Here is a 20,120-nt window from a genome sequence, read left to right as displayed (position 1 = left end):
GGCGGGGCGGGCCATCCGACCCTGCTTCCATCCGTGTGTGCAGCCGATGTCTTCGGGAAACCGTATCCATCACGGCGCGGCGGGGCAGAGCACCCCGAGCGTGCTGACCCGGACCGGCTCGGACCGGCCCTCGACCGGGATCTCCCGGATCGCCGTCGGCGCGGTCTTGGCCGCGCGATAGACCGCCTCCGAGATCACGGCGACGCAGCCAAGGACCTTGGTCAGGCCCTGCAGGCGCGAGGCGACGTTGACGGTGTCGCCGAGCGCGGTGAAGCGCGCATCGGTGGCGTCGCCCATCTCGCCGACGATCGCCAGGCCGGCATGGACGCCGATCCCGTACCGGAGGGTGTGCTCCAGGTCGGCGGCCAGAAGCTCGTTCAGGGTGGCGACGTGCTCGGCGATCAGCTCGACCGCCCGGAGCGCGTCGCGGGCCGCCGGCTCGGGGTCGGTCTCGAGGCCGAACAGGGCCAGCAGCCCATCGCCGAGGAACTGGTTGGTCGAGCCGCCGGCGTCCCGCACCGCGTCGCCGACCGCCCCGAGGAACCGGTTGATGATGAACACCGTGTCGTAGGGCAGGCGCTCCTCGGCGAGCCGGGTCGAGCCGCGCAGGTCGACGAACATCGCCACGATGAAGCGCTCCTCGCCGGATTGCGCCCGGTCGAGCAGGTCCGCCTGCCGCACCCGCGGCGGCAGCGGGAACAGCGGCACCACGGCGAGGTCGGCCTCGGGCCGGAACTGGCAGGCGAGGCGCACCCCGGGCCCGGCGGCGATCCGCTCCAGCACGGCGCGCTCGGCCCGGCCCGCCGGGGGCGTGTCGGCGCTGCCGTCGAGCACGCGGATCCGGCAGGTCGAGCACCGGCCGCGGCCGCCGCAGACGCTGGCATGGGGGATCCGGTTGCGCCGGCTCGCCTCCAGCACGCTGGTGCCGCGGGGCACCCGGACCACCTTTCCGTCGGGATAGCTGAGCCGGATCGTCCCGCGCTTGACCTCCGCCAGGGTCCGGACGCCGCGGGCGGCGATCACCGCGGCGACCAGGCCGGCATAGGTCAGCAGCATCCCGTCCCGGATCGTGCCGAGCCGCGCCACCTGGTCGGGCAACCCGACATGGACGGGCTTGAGCGCCGCGACGCGCCAGGCCGAGTCCTGCGCCAGGGCGAGGATCGCCCGGCCGCCCTGCACGAAGCCGAGCAGCGCCAGGACCGGCACCAGCACTGCGACCGCCAGGAGCCAGGGCGCGGCGCGCCCGAAGGCGGGCTTCAGCCGCAGCCAGAAATACAGTCCGGAGCAGCCGTGAATCCAGGCGATGACCAGCATCGCCGCCTGCATCGCGCCCTGATGCGGCGCCGCGACCCAGAAGGCGTAGAGTTCCTGCGCGTAGCCCTTCTCAAGCCCCTCGGTGGCGAAGGCGATCCGGGTGCCCGCGACGTGGCTGACCAGCAGCGGCGGGATCAGCAACCCGGAGACCATCTGCACGACCTCGCCGGGACGCCAGCGGAAGTAGCGGGCGGCGTAGAGCGCCTGGAGCCCGAGCAGCAGGTGGATCACCAGCGCGCCGTAGAGCAGGGTCAGGCCCAGCGGGTTGAGCCACAGCGCGGAGGCGACGCCGAGGCCGTCCTCCATGGCGTCGAGGGAGACGTTGCCGAGCGCGTGGTTGGTCAGGTGGGTCAGGATGTAGGCGAACAGGACCAGCCCGCTCCAGAGCCGGAGGCGGCGCAGGGTCAGGCCGGGCCGGATCCGGGCGCGCAGCGGGATCGGGGCGGCCTGCGAGCCTCCGGCGGAGGTTCGGAGCGTCGCGATCGACGAGGTGCGCGTCATGCTGGAGGTCCGACGAGATCGGCAGCGGGCCCGGTCTGGCCGGCCTGTCCTACCAGCAAACCGCACCCGCGGCCTCCGTTGTATTTCTACTTGCCGGCGAGTTTCGGGCCGGGACCGGCCTCGGCATCCGGCGTGATCCCTTCGAAGAGACGGAATGGAGCCGCGCCGTATGCCGGGTCCCGTCGGCGGATCGCCCCGCCTGCCCGCCGATTCGGCGCCGGGTCCGGGGCGCCAGCCGCGCGTGCAAAAAGCCGTCACCCGAACCGCCCGCCGGGCGTTGCCCAGGCTGGATGACACCCGCCGCACGACACCCGGACAGACCCGATGCCCGACCCGTTCTTCGCCCGGAGCGCCGCCGCGGTGGCCGCGGACCTGATCGGGGCGGGGCTCTGGGTCGGCGAGGCGGGGGGCGTCATCGTCGAGACCGAGGCCTACGACCGGACCGACCCGGCCTCCCACAGCTTCGCCGGCCCGACGAAGCGCAATGCCAGCATGTTCGGGCCGCCGGGGCACGTCTACGTCTACCGGTCCTACGGGCTGCACTGGTGCCTGAACCTGGTCTGCGAGCCCGGCAGCGCCGTGCTGCTGCGGGCGATCGAGCCGAATGCCGGCCTGGCCGCCATGGCGGAGCGCCGGGGCACCGACGATCCGCGGCTGCTCTGCGCCGGGCCGGGCCGCCTGTGCCAGGCGCTCGGCATCACCGGGGCGATGGACGGCCTGCCGGTGGCACAGGCGCCGTTCCGGTTCGCGCCCCGGACGCAGCCTGTCACGGTCGCGGCGGATCGGCGCATCGGGATCACCCGCGGCGCCGAGACGCCCTGGCGATTTCTGCTCGCCGGCTCCCGGTTCGTCAGCCGGCCGGTGCGGCGGGTCGCCCGGAATGCGGGGTGAGAGGCGGGCCCGGGACGGGGCGCGCCGTGTGTCGGAACCGGACGGACCGTGGAAAGCCCTGCTCTGCGCTTGGCCGGCCCGGCAACCTCATGTATAGGTTTGTTCCGTGTGGACTGCATTTTTTGCAACTACAGGTCGGGAAGATTTCAGAAATACAAGCATTCGGACTTTCGGTGAGCCAGGACAGCCAGAAGGCTTTTGATATCGTCAGCCGCCTCAAGCTGGCGTCGAAGATTCCCGACATCCTTCGTGAGATGAGAGCGGCGGGCGCGTATTTCGGATACGACGCCTTCATCATCACCAACCTGCCGGCGGAGCACGAGATCTCCACGCAGGGCTGCGCGCTCGTGCCGGCCTGGCCGGAAGGCTGGCGGAAGCGCTATTTCGAGCGCGATTACCTGCGGATCGACCCGGTGGCGAACCACGTCAAGCGCACCACCGAGCCGTTCCTCTGGAGCGAGGCGCCCTATCGGTCCGACGAGGTCGCGGCCGCCCGGGTCATGGGCGAGGCGACCGAATTCGGGCTGTCGGAGGGGTTCTGCGTCCCGATCCACCACCTAGCCGGGCCGGGCGGCGGCGTCAGCTTCGGGGCGCGCCGGCTCGACCTGTCCGAGGAGGCCAAGGCCGCGCTGCATCTGGTCTCGATCTACGCCTACCAGCGGGCCGAGACCCTGATCCGTGAGGGCGGCCGGACGCCGCTGCGCAAGGCGCCCCGGCTCACCGCGCGGGAGATCGAGTGCCTGCGCTGGACCGCGGCCGGCAAGACCAGCTGGGAGGCCTCCGAGATCCTCAGCACATCGCAGCGGACCGTCGAGTTCCACCTCAAGAACGCCGCGCGCAAGCTCGATGCGGTGAACCGCGTCCAGTGCGTCGCGGAAGCCATGCGGCAGGGCATCATAGCGTAGCCGCGCGGCGGCTGCCGACCTCGTAATTTTACGAGGCTCATTCGGACCGGCGGCCCGGCATCACTCCCCCGACAGGGGGAATGATCCATGGTTGTGGTTATCGACGATGACAATATTTCCCAGCACGGGGCGTTGCTGGAGAAGATCTATCGGTTCCGGCACGCGCTCTTCGTGGAACGGCTCAACTGGGAGGCGTGCCGCCGGCCCGACGGCCGCGAGATCGACCAGTTCGACGGCCCCGGCTGCATCCACCTGGCCTATCTCGAAGGCGGCGAGATCACCGCCTATACGCGGCTCCTGCCGACGACCCGGCCGCACCTGCTGACGGAGGTCTATCCGCACCTGGCGCAGCGCGGGCCGCCGCCGCGGGGCGCCACCGTCTACGAGTGGACCCGCTGCGGCACGCTGCCGGCCCGGCGCGAGGGGCGCACCGGCCTGATCGACCCGGCCACCGCCGGGATCTTCACCGCCGCGGCCGAGGTGGCGCGGGCGCGCGGCCTCGACGGATTGCTGGCGCAGACCCACCCGATCCTGGTCAACCGGCTGATGTCCTGCGGCTGGGACGTCGAGCCGCTGGGGCTGCCGACCCGCTACAACGGCCACGCGATCCTGGCGGTGTACGCCCGGCTGATGCCCGACACGGTGGCGACCTCCCGCGCGTTCTTCGGCCTCCAGGCCTCGCCCTTGCACGAGACGTCCCTGCACGCCCCGCAGGCGCCGGCGGTCCGGCTGCCTGTGCCGGCCGAGCGGAGGCTGCACGCATGAGCGTATCCGACATCCTGAACCGGGCCTGCCAGAGCGAGGGCGAGGAGCCGGCGATCGTGCGCCTGGGCCACCACGCGATCGAGCTGTGGCGCGCCGCCGAGGAGATCGGCGATCCGAGCCTGCTCGCCGCCCTGCGCCCGCTGGTGGAGCATATCGGCCGCGCCCTGGCGCGCGACGTCGCGGACGAAGCCTGCATGGACGACACGCTGCACTGAGGAGCGCAGCCAAAGGGCATGCGGGGGAGGCCGACGGGAAGCGACGGATCCCCCCGCCCGCGCCGCCACCTCAGGATGCGGGAGCGGGTGGGGGATCCGGCCACGGCCCGCAGGGTGCCGGAATGACGGGCGCGCGCGAATCCGGCGGTGAAACACCCGAACATCCGTCCCCGGTGCGACAACCTAAGAGCCCCCGAGGGGCTTGCTGGTGCCCGGCGGGATGTGGTCAGAAATCCCGCTGTCCGGATCGCAGGAGCGAACGTGCGGATGCCACGGCCCTGATGCCCCTCGCCGACGAGCCTGCGCCGGGTCTACCGGGTGTGTCGCCGTTGCCGATGCTGCCGGTCGCGGACCTGTCCGGCCGGATCCTCGGGCTCGGCGCCGGGGAGCGGCTGGTCCTCGTCGGCATCGGCCTCGACGGAATCGGACCGTATCTCGACGCCTCCGAGGCCGCGCACAGCCTGCTGGTGCTGCGTATCGCCGGGCGCCGCAGCGCCGCCGCGATCCTCGACGGGCTGCTCGACGACCTCGCGGATCTCGCCCTGGCGCGCTGGCCGGACTGGCAAAGTCCGCCGCACGCGCCGACCGCCCCCGAGCCGCACGGCCCCTGGCTCAAGGCCGCGGCCAAGCACGCCGCCGCGGGGCGCCCGCCCCGGTTCCGCCGGGCGGCCCGGAGCCTGGAACTCGCGCAGCTGATGCGGGCGGTGGCGCCTTCGGGCCTCGTGCTGGTGGCCGAGCTCGATCCGGCCGCCCCGGAGCGCGCTGCCCCGGTCATCGAGGTGCTCGAATGGTGCCGCCGCCACGGCACCGCCGTCGCCGCCCTGTTCCCGAGCGCGCCGCCGCCGGTGCCGCCCTACGACCGCGTGCTCTACGGCGCCCACGCGGTCCAGCGGCCCCCGGCTCCCGTGGAGGCCCGGTTCCTCGCGCCGCCGTCGCGCGCCCATCCGGCGAGCGCGGTCGAGAAGCGCGTCGAGGCGGCCCTGCGGGCGGATGCGGAGCTCGGCCCCCTGTTCTCCGGCAACGCGACGGTGCCGCTGCCCCGGTTCGGCACGCGGCCGCGGGTCGACCTGCTCTGGGCGGCGGGCCGCGTCGTGGTCGAGCTCGACGGTCCCGAGCACCGCCTGGACCCGACATTCAGCGCCGACCGCCACCGCGACTACGAGCTGCTGGCGGCCGGCTACCTCGTGCTGCGCATCACCAACGCGCAGGTCGAGACCGACCTGCAGCGCGCGGTGGAGAAGATCCGCGACGTGGTGCGCCTGCGCCAAACGTCCGAGGGAGCGATGATCCGATGAGTGCGCCGACGCCTGCCCAGACGCTGATCCTGTGGTGCCTGCTGGCCCGGCACGGCCGGGCGCCGCAGGGGGAGGTCGTGCCGGCGGTCAAGAAGGCCGACCGCGAGGCGCTGGCCGCCGCCGGGCTGATCGCCGTCGAGAAGAGCGGCCGCTCCTTCGTCCTCTCCGTGACCGACCGGGGCTGGCACTGGGCCGGGGACCATCTCGACGCCGCGCTGCCGCCGGCCTTCCGGGTGATGCAGGACTGGCTGGCCCGGCTCGGCGGCCATCTCGGGCAGAGCGGGCGGACGCTCGCCGACTTCATCGGCGCCCCGCCCGAGCCGGCTGAGCCGCCCGAGACGGCTCCGAAGAAAGCGTCGGCCAAAAAAGCCCCCGCCAAAAAAGCTCCCGCCAAAAAAGCTCCCGCCAAGAAGGTTGCTGGCGAGAAGGCCACCCGGTCGCCCGCGACGAAGAAACCCGGCGCCGCCGCCCTGCGCGCCCGGATCGAGGAGGCCTATCTGGCCCTCACGGGCGGTGCCCGCGCCCGGGCCGTCCGGCTCAGCGACGTGCGGGCGCAGCTCGCCGAACTCGACCGCGCCACGGTCGATGCCGGCCTCGCCCGCATCCTCAAGGGCGACAAGACCGCCCGGCTGAGCCAGCTCAGCGACCCGAAGGCCCTGACGGCGGCCGACCGCGAGGCCGCCTACAGCCCGGCCGGCGAACCCTTCCACCTCCTCTGGATCCAGGCATGACCGACGCCCTCGACGCCCTGCGCCGGGTCGATTTCGACTGGGTGCGCACCCTCGACAGCGTCTGGACCGAAGCCGAGCCCACCGGCGGCCCGAACGAGGCTCTGGTGCCGCTGCTTGTCGCCGAGATGCATGACGAAGCCCGGACGGCCGGTCAGCGGGCACCCGCCCGCGTGCTCGTCGGCCAAGCCGGCATCGGCAAAACCCATCTCGTCGGCCAATTCCGGCACGCGGTCTGGAATTCGGGCGGCTGGTTCGTGCTGCTCGACGTGCTCGGGCTCACGGATTTCTGGCGCAGCGCGGCGCTCAGCTACCTCACCGCCCTGCTGCAGACCATGCCGGACGGGCGCCGGCAATCCGACGCGGTCCTGGCCGGGGTCGCCCGCCGGTTCAAGGTCGAGGCGCAGGTCGAGGCGGCGTTCAACACGCCCAACATGGATACCCGCCGGATCGTCGACCTGCTGGTCATGGCGCTGATGAAGGTCGATGCCGCACGCGCCTTGCAGCATCAGGACGTGTTCCGGGCGCTCTGCCTGCTGCGCGCCCAGGATCTCGGTACCATCGGCCTCGCCCATGCCTGGCTGCAGGGCTACGACGCCGACCCGGCCGAGCGGGCAGCCCTCGGCTTCAAGACGCCGCCGCCGGCTCCGGTCGATCTCGTGCGCGGCATGGCCTGGATCATGGGGCTCGGCGGCCCGACGCTGGTCGCCCTGGACCAGATCGACGGCGTCATCGACGCCAGCCGCCTCGCCGCCACGGACGACCTGGACGCCACCGTGAGCCTCACCGAGGTCTTGGCCGCGGGCATCCTCGAATTACACGAGGTTGGCGGCCGCGGCATGACCCTGATCAGCTGCCTGCCGGACTCTTGGTCGCGCCTGGAGGAACGTGGGCTCAAATCCTTCCGCCACCGCCTCAAGCCGCCGATCGCGCTCCAGGGGATGAACGACAAGGTCGCGGCCGCCGCGCTGATCCGCGGCCGTCTGGCCCCGGCCTATCGGGCCGCCGGCTTCGTGCCGCCGCACCCGGAATGGCCGTTCAGCCCGGCGGCGATCGCCGCCGCCGCCGAGGCCGGGATGATGCCGCGCACCCTGCTGATGCGCTGCGACGCCGTCCGCCGCGCCTGCCTGGCCCGGGGGACCGTGGAGGTCTGCCACGATCTCCTCCACACCGAGACCGGGCAGGCCAAGGCACCGCTGGAGAACGAGTTCGACCTCGACGCGGCCCGTACGCGCGCCGGGATCGACGGGCTGCTCGACGACGAGGGTGGGCTCGGCGACCTGCTGCGCGCCGCCTTCGACCTCTACGCCCTGGAGGACGACCCGGAGGATGCCCTGGATGTGGCGAGCAAGGGCGAGCCGGAGCAGCGGATTCCGCCGCTGCACGGGCGCCTGACCTTCATCCACCGGGACGAGAATGACCGCGAGCGGCACGTCTGCTACCGGGCGCTCCAGCACCAGAACGCCATCGCGTTCCAGGCCCGCCTGCGGGCGGCGCTGACGGCGTCGGGCATCTCCACCCGCATCCCCGACCGGGAGTTGCTGATCGTCAGGCGGGGCCCGGTGCCCGGGGGCGACAAGACCCGGCACCTGGTCGACACCTTCAAGGCCGCAGGCGGCCTCCTGATCGACCCGGACGAGGCGGATCTGCGCACCTTCGTGGCCCTGCGCGACCTCAAGGCCAAGGCCGACGCGGAGGACCGCCGCGACCGGTTCGAGGCCTGGCTGCGGGCTCAGAAGCCCGTGCGCGCCACCGCCCTGTTCCACCAGGCCGGCCTCGCCGAGCCCACGCAGAAGATCGACGGCCGACACGAGTTTGAGGTCCCATCGCGTATGTCGGATGCGACACTGCCTCTCCCTCCCCCCTCTGCGGGGGAGGGTGGCCCCCGAAGGGGGTCGGGAGAGGGGCAGCGCGACGACGGCGGGTTTCACTCCCGTCGCGACGTCTCTACCAGCGTCGCTCCCCTCTCCCGACCCTTGCTGACGCAGGAGCCACCCTCCCCCACAGAGGGGGGAGGGAGGCCCCCCGTCGCCGCTGAGGGCCTTTCATCCAGCCGGACGCCATCCGCCCCGGAGGCAATCCCGGTCGGGCGCCGGATCAACGCCGACGCCCAGCCGGTGACCCTGCCGATCCGGCTGCTGCCGCGGCACACGGCGATCATCGCGGGCTCGGGCTCGGGCAAGACCGTGCTGCTGCGCCGGCTCGTGGAGGAGGCGGCGCTGGCCGGCATCCCGGCCATCGTGATCGACCCCAACAACGATCTGTCGCGGCTCGGCGATTCCTGGCCCGAGCGGCCCGCCGCCTTCACCGACGCGGACGCCGCCCAGGCGGCGGCCTATGCCGAGCGGGTCGAGGTCGTGGTCTGGACCCCCGGGGTGAATGCCGGCAACCCGCTGTTCCTGTCGGTCCTGCCCGACTTTTCCGGCATCGGCGCGGATCCGGACGAGCGCCAGCAGGCGGTCGAGATGGCCGCCGAGACGCTTGGCCCGCTGGCCGGCGCCAGGAAGGGCCTGCAGCGGGGCGTGCTGGCCGACGCCCTGCGGGTCTTCGCCGAGCGCGGCGGCGGCAGTCTGGGCGACTTCATCACCCTGCTGGCCGACCTGCCCGACGGGGTGAGCGACATCGGCGAGGCCGCCAAACACGCGGCCAAGATGGCCGACGAGCTCCGGGCCGCGGTGGCGACCAACCCGCTGCTCAGGGTGAAGGGCGCCGTGCTCGACCCCAAGCTGCTGTTCTTCGGGGCCGATCCCGCCCGCACCCGGATCTCGGTGATCAACCTGTCGGGCCTCGGCTCGGAGGCGGCGCGCGAGGATTTCGTGAACCGTCTGCAGATGACGCTGTTCGGCTGGATCAAGCGGAATCCGAGCCCGCGCGGCATGCTCTACGTGGTCGACGAGGCCCAGACCTTCCTGCCGGCCCAGCGGGCGAGCCCCAGCCTCGGCAGCGGCATCAAGCTGGTGGCGCAGGGGCGCAAATACGGGCTCGGGCTCGTGGTGGCGACGCAGGTGCCCAAGGGCCTGCACAACCAGATCGTCTCGAACTGCACGACCCAGTTCTTCGGCCGCCAGAGCGCCCCGGCGACGATCGCGGCCGCCCAGGAGATCATGGCGGCCCATGGCGGCGCGGCCTCCGATATCGGCCGGCTGGGCGCGGGCGAGTTCTACTTCGCCACCGAGGGCTCGGGCCGGCCGGCCAAGCTCACCACGCCCCTGTGCCTGAGCTACCATCCGGCGAACCCGCCGACCCCCGAGCAGGTGGTCGCGGCGGCCCGGCGCTCGGCGGGGGCGTGACCCCGGGCCCGAGCGGATGACGGGCCTGAGCCGGGGCCCTTGCGGGCGCGCATCCCCTGATTAAGTGTACCGGCGTACATTTAACGGGGGATCGATGGCGCGCATCGACGAGCCCGCCGGCTCCGTGAGGAAGCGCCCGCGCGGACGACCGACCCGGGACCGGCCGGATGGCCGGCAGGGGCTGCTGCGGGCCGCGACCTACGCCTTCGCGGCCCACGGGTTCGACGGGGCGGATATCCGCAGCATCACGCTAGCCGCGGATGTGAGCCCGAACCTCGTGCGGGTCCATTTCGGCAGCAAGGCCGAGCTCTGGGAGGCCTGCCTCGACGCCATCGTGGCGGCGGCGCAGCCGACCATGGCGGAGGTCGCCGCCCTGGCCGCGGATCCCGGGCAGCCGCTCTACGACAGGCTCCGGGCCGTGATCGGCCGCGTCGCCGCCTTCTACGCGGCCCATCCCGACGTGCGCGACTTCGTCAGCCGGCACGGATCGGAGACGCCCGAGCGTGCCGCCCTGCTGACCGAGCGCCTCCTCCGGCCGGCCTACGAGACCACGCGCGCGCTGTTCGCCGCCGGCATCGCGGCCGGGATCGTCCGCAGCAGCCATCCGGCGCTGTTCTTCGCCCTCGCCAACAACGCGGTGAGCCAGCCGCCGGCCTTTCCGACCCTGCTGAACCGGCTCGCCCCGGAGATCGACCTCGCCGAGGCCCGGGCCCGCATGACCGAGACGGTGATCGCGAGCCTGCTGCACCCGACCCACAATTCCGTGCGCGCTCCCGCCACCCCCGCTCCAGAGACAGGGCCGAACAGATGTCCCGCTTCCTGACCAAGCTCAGCCTCGCGAACTGCGTCCCCGCGCCGGAATCCCGCTGAGCGCCGGGCATCGGCGGCGCCCGGACCCGCCACGACCCACACCCCGGACGAAGCCAAGGATCTGTCCCATGGCACCGACCGCCCCCATCCCGCAGCCCCGTCCCCTGCCGATCGTCGGCAACCTGCCGGAGATCGACCCGAACGCCCCCGTGCAGAGCCTGATGCGCCTCGCCCGGGCGCACGGGCCGATCTACCGCCTGTCGCTCGGCGGCCGGAGCCTCACCGTGGTGAGCGCGCAGGCGCTCGTGAACGAGCTCTGCGACGAGGGCCGGTTCGAGAAGAAGCTGCACCGGCCGCTGGAGATGCTCCGCGACCTCGGCGGGGACGGGCTGTTCACCGCCCGCAACGACGAGCCCAACTGGGGCAAGGCCCACCGGCTGCTGATGCCGGCCTTCGGGCCGCTGGGCATCCGCGCGATGTTCGACCGGATGGAGGACATCGCCGACCAGATGCTGCTGCGCTGGGAGCGGTTCGGGCCCGAGGCGACCATCGACGTCGCCGACTCCATGACCCGGCTCACCCTCGACACGATCGCGCTCTGCGCGTTCGATTACCGCTTCAACAGCTTCTACCAGAACGAGATGCACCCCTTCGTGGCCGCCATGGTGGGCGCGCTGGAGGAGGCGGGCGCCCGCGCCCGGCGCCCGGAGGTGGCCACGAATCTGCTGCTGCGCACCAAGCGGCGCTACGAGGCCGACATCGCCCTGATGCACCAGGTCGCCGACACGCTGATCGCCGAGCGTCGGCGCGACCCGGAGGCGGCCACCCGCCACGACCTGCTCAACCTGATGCTGGAGGGGCGCGACCCGGAGACCGGCGAGCGCCTCTCGGACGAGAACATCCGCTACCAGATGGTGACCTTCCTGATCGCCGGTCACGAGACGACGAGCGGCCTGCTCTCGTTCGCGCTCTACCTGCTGCTGCGCAATCCGGACGTGCTGCAGAGGGCGCGGGACCAGGTCGACGCGGTGCTGGGCGACGGTCTGCCCCGGGTCGAGGACCTGCCCCGGATGCGCTACGTCGAGCAGATCCTGCAGGAGACGCTGCGGCTGTGGCCGACCGCCCCGGCCTTCGCAGTCGCCCCGAAGGCGCCCACGGTGATCGGCGGCCGCTACTCGGTGACGCCCGCCGACACGCTGCTGATCCTCGCGCCGATCCTGCACCGCGACCCGGCAGTCTGGGACGACCCGGAGGCGTTCCGGCCCGAGCGCTTCGCCCCCGAGGCCGCCGAGAGGCTGCCGCCCAACGCCTGGAAGCCCTTCGGCAACGGCATGCGCGCCTGCATCGGCCGCGGCTTCGCGCTCCAGGAGGCGCATCTGGTGCTCGCCCTGATCCTGCGGCGCTTCGATCTGACGGAGGCGGATCCGGGCTACACGCTGGAGATCGCCGAGACCCTGACGCTGAAGCCGCACGGCTTCCGCATCCATGCCCGCCGGCGCGGGGCGGCACGGCCGCGCAGCGCCGTCCCGACGGCGCCGCAGCGGCCGATGACGGCCGGCCGCACCGGCGCGCCTGCGCGGGAGGCGACCACGCCGCTGCTCGTGCTCTACGGCAGCAACACCGGCTCCTGCCAGGCCTTCGCCGAGCGCATCGCGGGCGAGGCCGCGGGGCAGGGCTACGCCGCCACGGCCGCGCCGATGGACGACTACGTCGAGCGGCTGCCGAAGGAGGGCGCCGTCATCGTCGTCACCGCGTCCTACGAGGGGCATCCCCCCGACAATGCCAGGCGGTTCCTGGCCTGGGTCGAGGGGCTCGGACCCGAGGCCCTCGCGGGCGTGCGCTTCACCGTGTTCGGCTGCGGCAACCGGCAATGGGCGCGCACCTACCAGGCGATCCCCAAGCGCACCGACGCGGCCCTCGCCAAGGCCGGCGCGCAGCGCGTCCGAGAGCGCGGCGAGACGGATGCCGGCGGCGATTTCTTCGGCGGCTTCGACGCCTGGTATGCCGGGCTCTGGGCCGATCTCGGCGGGGCGCTGGGGCAAACGAGCGGCCGAGGGGGCGATCAGGAGGCGGCCGAGCCGGCCGGGACCGGCCTCGACGTGGAGATCCTGCGCTCCGGCCGCGAGACGGCCCTGCACCTCACCGACCTCAACCCGGGCCGGATCCTAGAGAATCGCGAGCTGGTCGACACGGCCTCGCCGCTCGGCACGTCCAAGCGGCACATCGAGATCGCGCTGCCGGCGGGCATGAGCTACCGGACCGGCGACTATCTCGCGGTCCTGCCGCGCAACCCGCACCCGGATGTGGAGCGGGCGCTCCGGCGCTTCGGCCTGGCCGGGGATACGCGGATCCTCATCCGCAAGGGGGCGGGTACCGCCACCGCCCTGCCGGCCGGCTACCCGGTCTCCGCCGCCGAAATCCTGGCCGATTACGTCGAGCTCGGCCAGCCGGCGACCCGGGCGCAGGTCAGCCAGCTCGCCGCGGCGACCCGCTGCCCGCCCGACCGCGCAGCGCTGGAACAGCTGGCGCAGCCGGAGGCCTACGCGGCCGAGGTGCTGGAGAAGCGCGTGAGCCTGCTCGACCTCCTGGAGCGCGTCCCGGCCTGCGAATTGGCGTTCGGGGCGTTCCTGGCGGCGCTTCCGGCGATGCGGACGCGGCAATACTCGATCTCGTCCTCCCCCTTGCGCGATCCCGCGCGCTGCTCGCTGACCCTTTCGGTGCTCGACGCCCCCGCGCGGGCCGGCGGGCGCCGGCATCGCGGCGTCGCCTCGACCTACCTCGCCGGCCTGGAGCCGGGCGCACGCCTCTCGGTGGCGGTGCGGCCCTCGCAGGCGGCCTTCCATCCGCCCGAGGACCCCGCCGTGCCGATCGTCATGATCTGCGCGGGCAGCGGCATCGCGCCGTTCCACGGCTTCCTGCAGGAGCGGGCGATCCAGAAGGCGAATGGCCGGCCGGTGGGACCGGCCCTGCTGTTCTTCGGGGCGACCCACCCGGACGTGGATTACCTCTACCGCGACGAGCTCGCCGCCTGGGAGGCACAGGGCGTCGTCTCGGTCCGAACGGCCTTCTCGCAGGCGCCGGACGGCGACGTGCGCTACGTCCAGCACCGGGTCTGGCGGGACCGGGCCGACGTCGCCGACCTGTTCCGGGCCGGCGCCACGGTCTTCGTCTGCGGCGACGGCGAGCGGATGGCCCCGGCGGTGCGGGCGACCTGCGTGCGCATCTACCAGGAGGCCCGGGCCGTCACGCCCGAGGAGGCGGAGGCCTGGGCCGACACGGTCGAGCGGGAGACCGGCCGCTACGTCGCCGACGTCTTCGCCTGACCGCCTGCCGGAACCCTCTGCAGTTGCGGCTTTCGCGGCGCGGTGCTTCATTCCCGTCGAAACGCAACGGGAAGCACACGATGGGGCCTCGGCAAGTCGATCCGGGCGCTCTATCCAGCCGTCGCGTGAGAGGTTCCCAGACGAACGCCGGGGTCGAGCAGCATCCATGCGTCTGCGCCTGATCGGAGTGCTCAGTCTCGTCTTCGCGGCCTCCGTGCAGGCCGCGACGCCGGCGGGGCCGTACTGGATCGTGGCCGGCTCGTTCGCGAATCCGGACTACACCCAGGTGCAGGACGCGGCGGTCCAGCGCGCCTCGGCGGCGGTCGCCCGGTGCGGGCTGGAGCCGTTCAACGATTTCTCCGGCAAGTTCGTGGGCTTCAGCAAGGGATTCGATGTCGTGGTCGTCGGCGGCTACGCGACCCGGGCCGCGGCCGAAGCCGATCTCGCGCGCCTGCGCCCCTGCGTGCCGACCGCCTACATCCGCCAGGGGCGCTATGCCGGCGAGTGAGCGCGACGGATCGGGGCTCCGCACAGGCGGGAGGAGGGGGGACAGGATGCCGGCGGCAATCCTTCGGTGCGGCCATATCGTGGCCCTGGCGGCCCTCGGTCTCGCGGGCGCCGCGCCGTCTGCCCGGGCCGGCTGCAACTGGGCCGACGTCGTGAAGGCCGACGAGGCCCGGGCGTCGACCGTGCGGGCGGGCGCGCCGCGCACCTACTTCGTCGAGGACGACCCGAACAAGGGATGCCCGGGCCCAAGCCCGGCCTGCCGGGGACGCGCCTATCTCACCGACGGCGACGCGGTGCTGACCAGCCGGAGCGCGGGGGGCTTCACCTGCGCCGGCTTCACCAGCGCCAAGGGCGTCCTGACGACCGGCTGGCTGCCCACCGGCGCCCTGGCGGCCCTGCCCGAGACGGCGGTCGCTCCTGCGGACCTCGTCGGGCACTGGATCGGCCAGGACGCGGACCTGACCATCGCGCCGGGGGCGGGGGACGCTCTCGCGGTCAAGGGCGAGGCCTCCTGGGGGCGGAGCGATGCGCGCCGCGGCGGCGAGGGCCCGTTCCATATCGGCGCGGTCGCCGGCACGGCGCGGCCCGAGAACGGCGTCCTGGCCTTCACGATGGGCGAGGACAAGACGCTGCCCTACGCGGCCGGGGATCCGGACGATTGCCGCATCCGGCTGTGGCGGCGCGGCCCCTATCTCGTGGTCCGGGACAACAACGCCTGCGGCGGCGCCAATGTGAGCTTCACCGGCCTCTATGCCCGCCGGAGCGCGGCCCCGCCGCCGCGATGAGCGCCGTTCGATCCGCCTCGGACACCGCCTGCCCGGCGCCGCAATCAAGGGATCGCCCGTCCATGGTTCTGTTCCGAAGCCTGTCGCTCCTCGCCCTCCTGGCCCTCGCATCCCCCGCGGCGGCGCAGGGCCTGGACGTCCCGGTGACCGTCGGCGGCGAGGCCGAGCTGGATGCCTGCGACGCGGTCGGCGAGATCGTCGGCCTCGACCCGCGGGGCGACAACTTCCTCTCGGTGCGCAGCGGCCCCGGCGGCACGCCGTACCGGGAGATCGACCGGCTGCACACCGGCGACAAGGTCCGCCTGTGCGAGGCCCGCGGGCCCTGGAGGGGCGTGGTCTATGCCCCGCGCGACCGGACCGGCGGGGCGGAGTGCGGCGTGTCCTCGCCGATCCCGCGGCGCGCGCCCTACGCGGGCCCCTGCCGCGCCGGGTGGATCCACCACCGGTACGTCCGGAGCATGGCCGGCTGATCCGGCTCCTCGCGGCGCCGAAGGCGGACAGGACAACATTCTGTTGACGCGCCGGTCCGAGAAGGTAGAAATCCTGTCGCGCTGCGAAGAACACATTGAGTTGTGCCCAACCTTTACCGGCGCAGGTCTGAAATCAAACGCTGCAATGTCTGTCAGGCCCTCCGTTCCGTCGTCGATCATCTTCCCGTTCTTGCGTCGCATCACCCCGGATCCTGTGCGCGTCAGGAGATGACCATTTCCGAGCCGTCGAATCCGCCGCAGTCGCAGTCACGTCCCAGCGCCGTCCTGAAGCTCGTCGCGGCCACCGTGCTGCTGCCGCTCTGCCTCATGATGCTCGGCCTCTGGGAGCGGGAGCGCGGCGCCGACGACTGGGCCGCCTTCGCGGCCGAGGGCCGGCAGCTGGACCGGATCGTCGCGGATCTCGAGGCGCGCGTGCCCAAGGACGGGCGCATCGACTGGAGCATGCAGTTCCGGCGCAACGGCCAGCTCTACGGCGGCCCGCTCGCCCTGGACCAGGCCCGGGCGGCGCGGAACGAGGTCGCCACCCTGACCACCGTGATGGAATGGCGCCGCCTCCTGCCGCCGGTGGTGATCGTCGGGGGCGCCATCGCGGCCGCGCTCTCGATCCTGGTGCTGCTCGCCGGCACGCTGCTCGGCCAGGTCGGGCGGACGTCGCGCGATGCGCTGGTGCGCGGCTTCTCGCTGATGCGACGGGTGATCCCGACCGCGCTCTCGACCCAGATCCTGGCGGCGACCGCCGGCTTCGTCGCCGCCGTGACCTTCGAGGCGGGCATGCTCGTCCAGACCGGCTTCAGCGCCGGCGCGCTGAAGCTCCTGGGGCTCGCGGTGGTCGTGGTCGGCGGCGCGGTCGTCGTCGCGGGCAGCACGGTGCTCGGCCTGCGCCGGGCGCTCAGCGCCTTCGAGCCCGATCCCCTGCCGATCCTCGGGCGCGTCGTCACGGCCGCGGAGGCGCCCGGCCTGTGGCGGCTGACCGAGGCGCTCGCCGACCGGCTGGGGGCGCTCAAGCCCGACGCGGTGGTGATCGGCCTCGGCGGCGGGTTCTTCGTCAGCGCCGGCCCGGCCGAGCTGGAGCCCGGGGGTGAGCGTCTCGAGGGCCGGATCCTCTACCTGCCGCTGCCCTACCTCGCCCTGATGCGGGTCGACGAGACGGCCACGATCCTCGCGCACGAGCTCGCCCATTATGCCGGCGGCGACACGGCCTACAGCCAGCGCTTCCTGCCGATCTACGCGGGCGTCGGGCGCTCCCTCGACGCGGTGGCGGCGGGCCATCACGGCTCGTTCAGCCTGCTCGGCCCGTCCCTGCGCCTCGGCGTCTTCGTGATGGAGCGCTTCCACCTCGCCGTGCGCCACTGGAGCCGGGCGCGCGAGTTCGCCGCCGACGCGGCGGGCGCGGGCGCCACCTCGGCCGAGGCCGCGGCGCGGGCGCTCCTGCGCACCGGCGCCGTGCAGCCGCGCATCGCCGAGACGCTGGACGCCGCCGCGCAGGCCCCCGATTCGGCGCCCGCGGACCTCGTGGCGGCCGTGCTCGACCGGGTCGCCGCCCAGGGGCTCGACGATCCCGGGGCGCATCTGGAGACCGAGCAGCCGCACCCGACCGACACCCATCCGACGACCCGCGACCGCGTCGCCGCCCTCGGGCTGACGATCGACGCGAACCTGATCGCCGCCGCCGCGGCCCGGCCGCCCTCGGACGCGCCCGGGCAGCTCGCCGCCTATTTCGCCGATCCGGCCGGGCTGTGCCGGGCCGCCACGGCCGATTTCCTCGCGGCGGTGCGGGCGCAGGATGCGGCGTTCCGGGCGCATCTGGAGGCGACCGCCGCGGAGATCGAGGCCGACGAGAAGGTGCTGCACGAGAACCGCCGGCCCCAGGCCATCGTGTTCGTGACGGCGGGCATCCTGTTCGGCGTCGCGGCGCTGGCGCTGGCCCTGTTCGGCCTCCCGGGTCTCTCGCCGCAGGAGGCCCGGATCGTGGCCGCCGTGGCGCTCGTCTGCGGCGTCGCCCTCGGCGGCCCCGGCCTCTACCGGCTCCGGGACGGCGAGCGGGTCATCATGGCCCTGCGTCCCGAGGGGCTGCACGTGCCGGGCCTCGACCGGGCCATCGCCTGGGACGACATCGCCGACCTCGACATGACGCTGGACCGGCTCACGATGGTCACCCGCCTGCTGCTGCCGCCGGAGGTCGCCGTGCCGCAGCGGATCCCGGGCGGGCGCGGCATCAAGCTCGATCCGAAGCGCCGCATCGTCACGCTCAAGCACGGCCTGCCGCGCAAGATGAAGCCGCAGGACTTCGCCGACCTGATCGGCCGCTATCGCGACGCCGCGCAGGCCCGGCGGATCCTGGCCGAGACCGCCGCCCGACCCGTTCCTCACGAGAGCCAGGTTGCCTGAGGCTGCATGACCGCGTCCCCGAACCGCTCCGAACCCTTGCGCCTGCCGCCCCAGGGCAACGGCTGGAGGGGCGCCCTCCGGGCGCTCATCGGCTTCGTGGCGCTCGGCGGTCTCCTGGTGGGGTGCCTCGTCCACACCACCCCGACCCTGCTGACGGATTGGCAGGTTCACGACCGGGCGCGGGCCGTCCCCAACGCGCAGGTGAGCGCGGGCACGTGCAAGACCACGGTGATCGTCCATGTCTGCGACGTCACCGTGAGCCTTCGGACGCCCACCGCCACCGTGACCCGGCAGGTCAACTACCTGTTCACCGGCCTGCATGTCGGCGATTACAGCATCGCGGTGATGGCCGACCCGCAGCGTCCGGACCTCGTCACCACCGATCTCGGCCTCGATCAGCTCTGGAACCGCACGATCACCCTCTTGGCGATCGTGCTCGGGCTGGCCGGGATCATCGCGGCGGCCGGGTTCGCGATGATCCGGAACAGGCGGGCGGCGTCGGCTGCCGCCACGGCGTGAGGCGGAGCGGTCCGTGGCGATGCGGAGTCCCATTCCGGCGGGGCGGCCTCAGGCCCCCGGGCTCGACCGGGACGCGCCGGCCGGCCTGTCGCGGCGGGCGCTCCGGTACCGCGTGAGGAGAAGCCGGCACGGCAGGATTGCGGCGAGACAGGCCATCCAGGCCGCGAGCCAGATCTCGTACAGAGCGGCGTCCATCGCCGATTCCCCGTCGAGGCCGAGCAGGGTCGCGAGATCCTGCGGGATCCCGGGATCCGTCAGGATCACCAGGCGCAGGGCCAAGGGCGAGAGCAGCGTCGCCGCCAGGATGAGGCAGCCCGCCCGGTACAGCGGGCGCCCGGCCCCCTCGAGGGCGCCGGCAAGGCCACCCAGCAGAGCCGCGCCGAGCCAGAGCGCGACCGGCAGAAGGCTCGAATCCTGCTCCGGCCTGGCGGGCAGGGCCGGAAACAGCAGGAAGAACGGCCCGAGGCCCAGGCCGAGCAGCAGGGCCAGGGGCGGGGCCCGGAGCAGCCGCATCACCCGGCGGCGCGCCGGATCGTCGGCGTCAGCCATCCGGGTCGCGCGCCCGGTCGAGGGCGCGCAGCACCGCCGGATCGCTGCGGTAGCGCTGCCGCAGGCGCCGCTCGTCGGCCGCGACGGCATCGCAGGTCAGGGCCTTCACGGCCGCCGCGCCGGCGGGCTTTACCGGCTCGGCCCGCGGGGGCGCGGCCTGCTGGGCGACGACCGGAGCGGCCAGGAGCGCCGGTCGGATTGTCCGTGCGATCATCCCACCCCGCCATCGAGACGCTGCGCCGCCTTCACCGCGGGCGTTCCCGGCCGCGCCGCGTCATCGAACCATCACCCCCGGGCGGCAAGCCAAGGCCGCCCCAACCTGCAGAAGGACCCCACCGCATGATCTCACGCCGTCTCGCCCTCGCGGCTGCCGCAACCTGGCTCTGCGTCCCGGCCGCCTGGGCCGAGCCGACGGTCGGGCTCGCCGAGCGCCGGGCGATCGCCGCCTATCGTCAGGACCGGTATCCGGCCCTGGAGAAGGCGATCCAGGAGGCGGCGGGCTTTCCCGTGCCGGTCGAGGTGGCCTGGGACCAGCTGACGATCCCGGGCGACGCGCAATACTACGCGGACGACGCCTATTTCGGGAAGACGATCTTCGAGCCGCTGGCCGCCGGGCTGAAGGAGATCACCAAGGACCAGATGGGCCGCGATGCCCTGCACAAGGCGCTGAAGTCGATCCGGGTCCGCTACGACGAGGCGAGCGCCCGGGGCTCGAACTACGCCCTCGGGCTGAAGTTCGAGGGCGGGATCCTCGACGTGAACTGGCGTCCCTTCGCGAACGTAGCCGACTTCAAGCCCCGCGTGGACGCGGTGGTCCAGGTTCTGGAGAAGGGCCTCTGAGGGC

18 protein-coding genes are annotated in these 20,120 nt (G+C 73.1%); 15 read left to right on the top strand and 3 right to left on the bottom strand.

Going from position 1 to position 20,120, the window contains the following annotated elements:
• Positions 1 to 69: 69 nt before the first annotated feature.
• Positions 70 to 1,815, bottom strand: a complete 1,746-nt coding sequence (locus BMZ47_RS09880; protein ID WP_208601028.1) for an adenylate/guanylate cyclase domain-containing protein — start codon at positions 1,813 to 1,815, stop codon at positions 70 to 72.
• A 324-nt stretch (positions 1,816 to 2,139) separates the two neighbouring features.
• Here BMZ47_RS09880 and BMZ47_RS09875 point away from each other — a divergent pair, with 324 nt between their 5' ends.
• The 14 genes from BMZ47_RS09875 (at position 2,140) to BMZ47_RS09810 (ending at position 18,727) form a co-directional block, all read left to right on the top strand.
• The gene (locus tag BMZ47_RS09875) at positions 2,140 to 2,706 is read left to right on the top strand and encodes a DNA-3-methyladenine glycosylase (RefSeq protein WP_091861299.1); all 567 of its coding nucleotides are present in this window, start codon (positions 2,140 to 2,142) and stop codon (positions 2,704 to 2,706) included.
• A gap of 173 nt (positions 2,707 to 2,879) precedes the next feature.
• A complete protein-coding gene (locus BMZ47_RS09870; protein WP_007568045.1) occupies positions 2,880 to 3,611 on the top strand; it encodes a LuxR family transcriptional regulator in 732 nt (243 codons plus the stop codon).
• Between the two features lie 87 nt (positions 3,612 to 3,698).
• Positions 3,699 to 4,376: an acyl-homoserine-lactone synthase gene (locus BMZ47_RS09865; RefSeq protein ID WP_091861296.1), complete on the top strand. Its 678-nt coding sequence runs from the start codon at positions 3,699 to 3,701 to the stop codon at positions 4,374 to 4,376.
• Entirely contained in the window at positions 4,373 to 4,591 is a 219-nt protein-coding gene (locus tag BMZ47_RS09860; protein ID WP_007568040.1) for a hypothetical protein, read from the top strand. Before BMZ47_RS09865 ends, BMZ47_RS09860 begins: the two co-directional genes overlap by 4 nt.
• Before the next feature lie 281 nt (positions 4,592 to 4,872).
• Positions 4,873 to 5,886 (top strand): endonuclease domain-containing protein, encoded by a 1,014-nt coding sequence (locus BMZ47_RS09855; RefSeq protein WP_244536777.1) that lies wholly within the window; start codon positions 4,873 to 4,875, stop codon positions 5,884 to 5,886.
• Positions 5,883 to 6,617, top strand: a complete 735-nt coding sequence (locus BMZ47_RS09850; protein WP_091861293.1) for a hypothetical protein — start codon at positions 5,883 to 5,885, stop codon at positions 6,615 to 6,617. The genes BMZ47_RS09855 and BMZ47_RS09850 overlap by 4 nt, the downstream gene beginning before the upstream one ends.
• Positions 6,614 to 9,904 (top strand): ATP-binding protein, encoded by a 3,291-nt coding sequence (locus BMZ47_RS09845; protein ID WP_091861290.1) that lies wholly within the window; start codon positions 6,614 to 6,616, stop codon positions 9,902 to 9,904. The genes BMZ47_RS09850 and BMZ47_RS09845 overlap by 4 nt, the downstream gene beginning before the upstream one ends.
• A gap of 124 nt (positions 9,905 to 10,028) precedes the next feature.
• Complete coding sequence (locus BMZ47_RS09840) at positions 10,029 to 10,727, top strand: TetR/AcrR family transcriptional regulator (RefSeq protein ID WP_244536776.1); 699 nt, start codon at positions 10,029 to 10,031, stop codon at positions 10,725 to 10,727.
• A 115-nt stretch (positions 10,728 to 10,842) separates the two neighbouring features.
• Positions 10,843 to 14,037, top strand: coding sequence for a bifunctional cytochrome P450/NADPH--P450 reductase (locus BMZ47_RS09835; RefSeq protein ID WP_091861284.1), 3,195 nt, complete (start codon positions 10,843 to 10,845; stop codon positions 14,035 to 14,037).
• A 166-nt stretch (positions 14,038 to 14,203) separates the two neighbouring features.
• Positions 14,204 to 14,545 carry an SPOR domain-containing protein gene (locus tag BMZ47_RS09830; protein WP_091861281.1) on the top strand — a complete coding sequence of 114 codons (342 nt, stop codon included), beginning with the start codon at positions 14,204 to 14,206 and terminating at the stop codon, positions 14,543 to 14,545.
• Positions 14,546 to 14,591: 46 nt separating this feature from the next.
• Positions 14,592 to 15,329, top strand: a complete 738-nt coding sequence (locus BMZ47_RS09825) for a hypothetical protein (RefSeq protein ID WP_091861278.1) — start codon at positions 14,592 to 14,594, stop codon at positions 15,327 to 15,329.
• A 62-nt stretch (positions 15,330 to 15,391) separates the two neighbouring features.
• Positions 15,392 to 15,799 carry an integron gene (locus BMZ47_RS09820; RefSeq protein ID WP_091861275.1) on the top strand — a complete coding sequence of 136 codons (408 nt, stop codon included), beginning with the start codon at positions 15,392 to 15,394 and terminating at the stop codon, positions 15,797 to 15,799.
• A gap of 228 nt (positions 15,800 to 16,027) precedes the next feature.
• The gene (locus BMZ47_RS09815; RefSeq protein WP_483129550.1) at positions 16,028 to 18,208 is read left to right on the top strand and encodes a M48 family metalloprotease; all 2,181 of its coding nucleotides are present in this window, start codon (positions 16,028 to 16,030) and stop codon (positions 18,206 to 18,208) included.
• Between the two features lie 6 nt (positions 18,209 to 18,214).
• Positions 18,215 to 18,727, top strand: coding sequence for a hypothetical protein (locus BMZ47_RS09810; protein ID WP_091861272.1), 513 nt, complete (start codon positions 18,215 to 18,217; stop codon positions 18,725 to 18,727).
• Between the two features lie 48 nt (positions 18,728 to 18,775).
• Here the strand turns inward: BMZ47_RS09810 and BMZ47_RS09805 are convergent, their stop codons facing one another.
• Both BMZ47_RS09805 and BMZ47_RS09800 read right to left on the bottom strand, forming a co-directional pair.
• A complete protein-coding gene (locus BMZ47_RS09805) occupies positions 18,776 to 19,276 on the bottom strand; it encodes a hypothetical protein (RefSeq protein WP_091861269.1) in 501 nt (166 codons plus the stop codon).
• A complete protein-coding gene (locus BMZ47_RS09800; protein WP_091861266.1) occupies positions 19,269 to 19,490 on the bottom strand; it encodes a hypothetical protein in 222 nt (73 codons plus the stop codon). Before BMZ47_RS09800 ends, BMZ47_RS09805 begins: the two co-directional genes overlap by 8 nt.
• Positions 19,491 to 19,615: 125 nt before the next feature.
• On the opposite strand from BMZ47_RS09800, the gene BMZ47_RS09795 reads away from it, so the two are divergent.
• Positions 19,616 to 20,116 carry a hypothetical protein gene (locus BMZ47_RS09795; protein ID WP_007568010.1) on the top strand — a complete coding sequence of 167 codons (501 nt, stop codon included), beginning with the start codon at positions 19,616 to 19,618 and terminating at the stop codon, positions 20,114 to 20,116.
• Positions 20,117 to 20,120 lie beyond the last annotated feature (4 nt).

It is taken from the genome of Methylobacterium brachiatum (assembly GCF_900113845.1).
GTDB classification, from domain to species: domain Bacteria; phylum Pseudomonadota; class Alphaproteobacteria; order Rhizobiales; family Beijerinckiaceae; genus Methylobacterium; species Methylobacterium brachiatum.
Note: the sequence above shows the minus strand (reverse complement) of the source record. Positions and strands in the feature narration are given on the sequence as shown.

Excerpts from the sequence above, each read along its gene's own strand:
- BMZ47_RS09880 (WP_208601028.1), bottom strand. The coding sequence starts at position 1,815 with ATGACGCGCACCTCGTCGATCGCGACGCTCCGAACCTCCGCCGGAGGC.
- BMZ47_RS09875 (WP_091861299.1), top strand. The coding sequence starts at position 2,140 with ATGCCCGACCCGTTCTTCGCCCGGAGCGCCGCCGCGGTGGCCGCGGAC.
- BMZ47_RS09865 (WP_091861296.1), top strand. The coding sequence starts at position 3,699 with ATGGTTGTGGTTATCGACGATGACAATATTTCCCAGCACGGGGCGTTG.
- BMZ47_RS09860 (WP_007568040.1), top strand. The coding sequence starts at position 4,373 with ATGAGCGTATCCGACATCCTGAACCGGGCCTGCCAGAGCGAGGGCGAG.
- BMZ47_RS09855 (WP_244536777.1), top strand. The coding sequence starts at position 4,873 with ATGCCCCTCGCCGACGAGCCTGCGCCGGGTCTACCGGGTGTGTCGCCG.
- BMZ47_RS09850 (WP_091861293.1), top strand. The coding sequence starts at position 5,883 with ATGAGTGCGCCGACGCCTGCCCAGACGCTGATCCTGTGGTGCCTGCTG.
- BMZ47_RS09845 (WP_091861290.1), top strand. The coding sequence starts at position 6,614 with ATGACCGACGCCCTCGACGCCCTGCGCCGGGTCGATTTCGACTGGGTG.
- BMZ47_RS09835 (WP_091861284.1), top strand. The coding sequence starts at position 10,843 with ATGGCACCGACCGCCCCCATCCCGCAGCCCCGTCCCCTGCCGATCGTC.
- BMZ47_RS09830 (WP_091861281.1), top strand. The coding sequence starts at position 14,204 with ATGCGTCTGCGCCTGATCGGAGTGCTCAGTCTCGTCTTCGCGGCCTCC.
- BMZ47_RS09825 (WP_091861278.1), top strand. The coding sequence starts at position 14,592 with ATGCCGGCGGCAATCCTTCGGTGCGGCCATATCGTGGCCCTGGCGGCC.
- BMZ47_RS09820 (WP_091861275.1), top strand. The coding sequence starts at position 15,392 with ATGGTTCTGTTCCGAAGCCTGTCGCTCCTCGCCCTCCTGGCCCTCGCA.
- BMZ47_RS09815 (WP_483129550.1), top strand. The coding sequence starts at position 16,028 with ATGACCATTTCCGAGCCGTCGAATCCGCCGCAGTCGCAGTCACGTCCC.
- BMZ47_RS09810 (WP_091861272.1), top strand. The coding sequence starts at position 18,215 with ATGACCGCGTCCCCGAACCGCTCCGAACCCTTGCGCCTGCCGCCCCAG.
- BMZ47_RS09805 (WP_091861269.1), bottom strand. The coding sequence starts at position 19,276 with ATGGCTGACGCCGACGATCCGGCGCGCCGCCGGGTGATGCGGCTGCTC.
- BMZ47_RS09800 (WP_091861266.1), bottom strand. The coding sequence starts at position 19,490 with ATGATCGCACGGACAATCCGACCGGCGCTCCTGGCCGCTCCGGTCGTC.
- BMZ47_RS09795 (WP_007568010.1), top strand. The coding sequence starts at position 19,616 with ATGATCTCACGCCGTCTCGCCCTCGCGGCTGCCGCAACCTGGCTCTGC.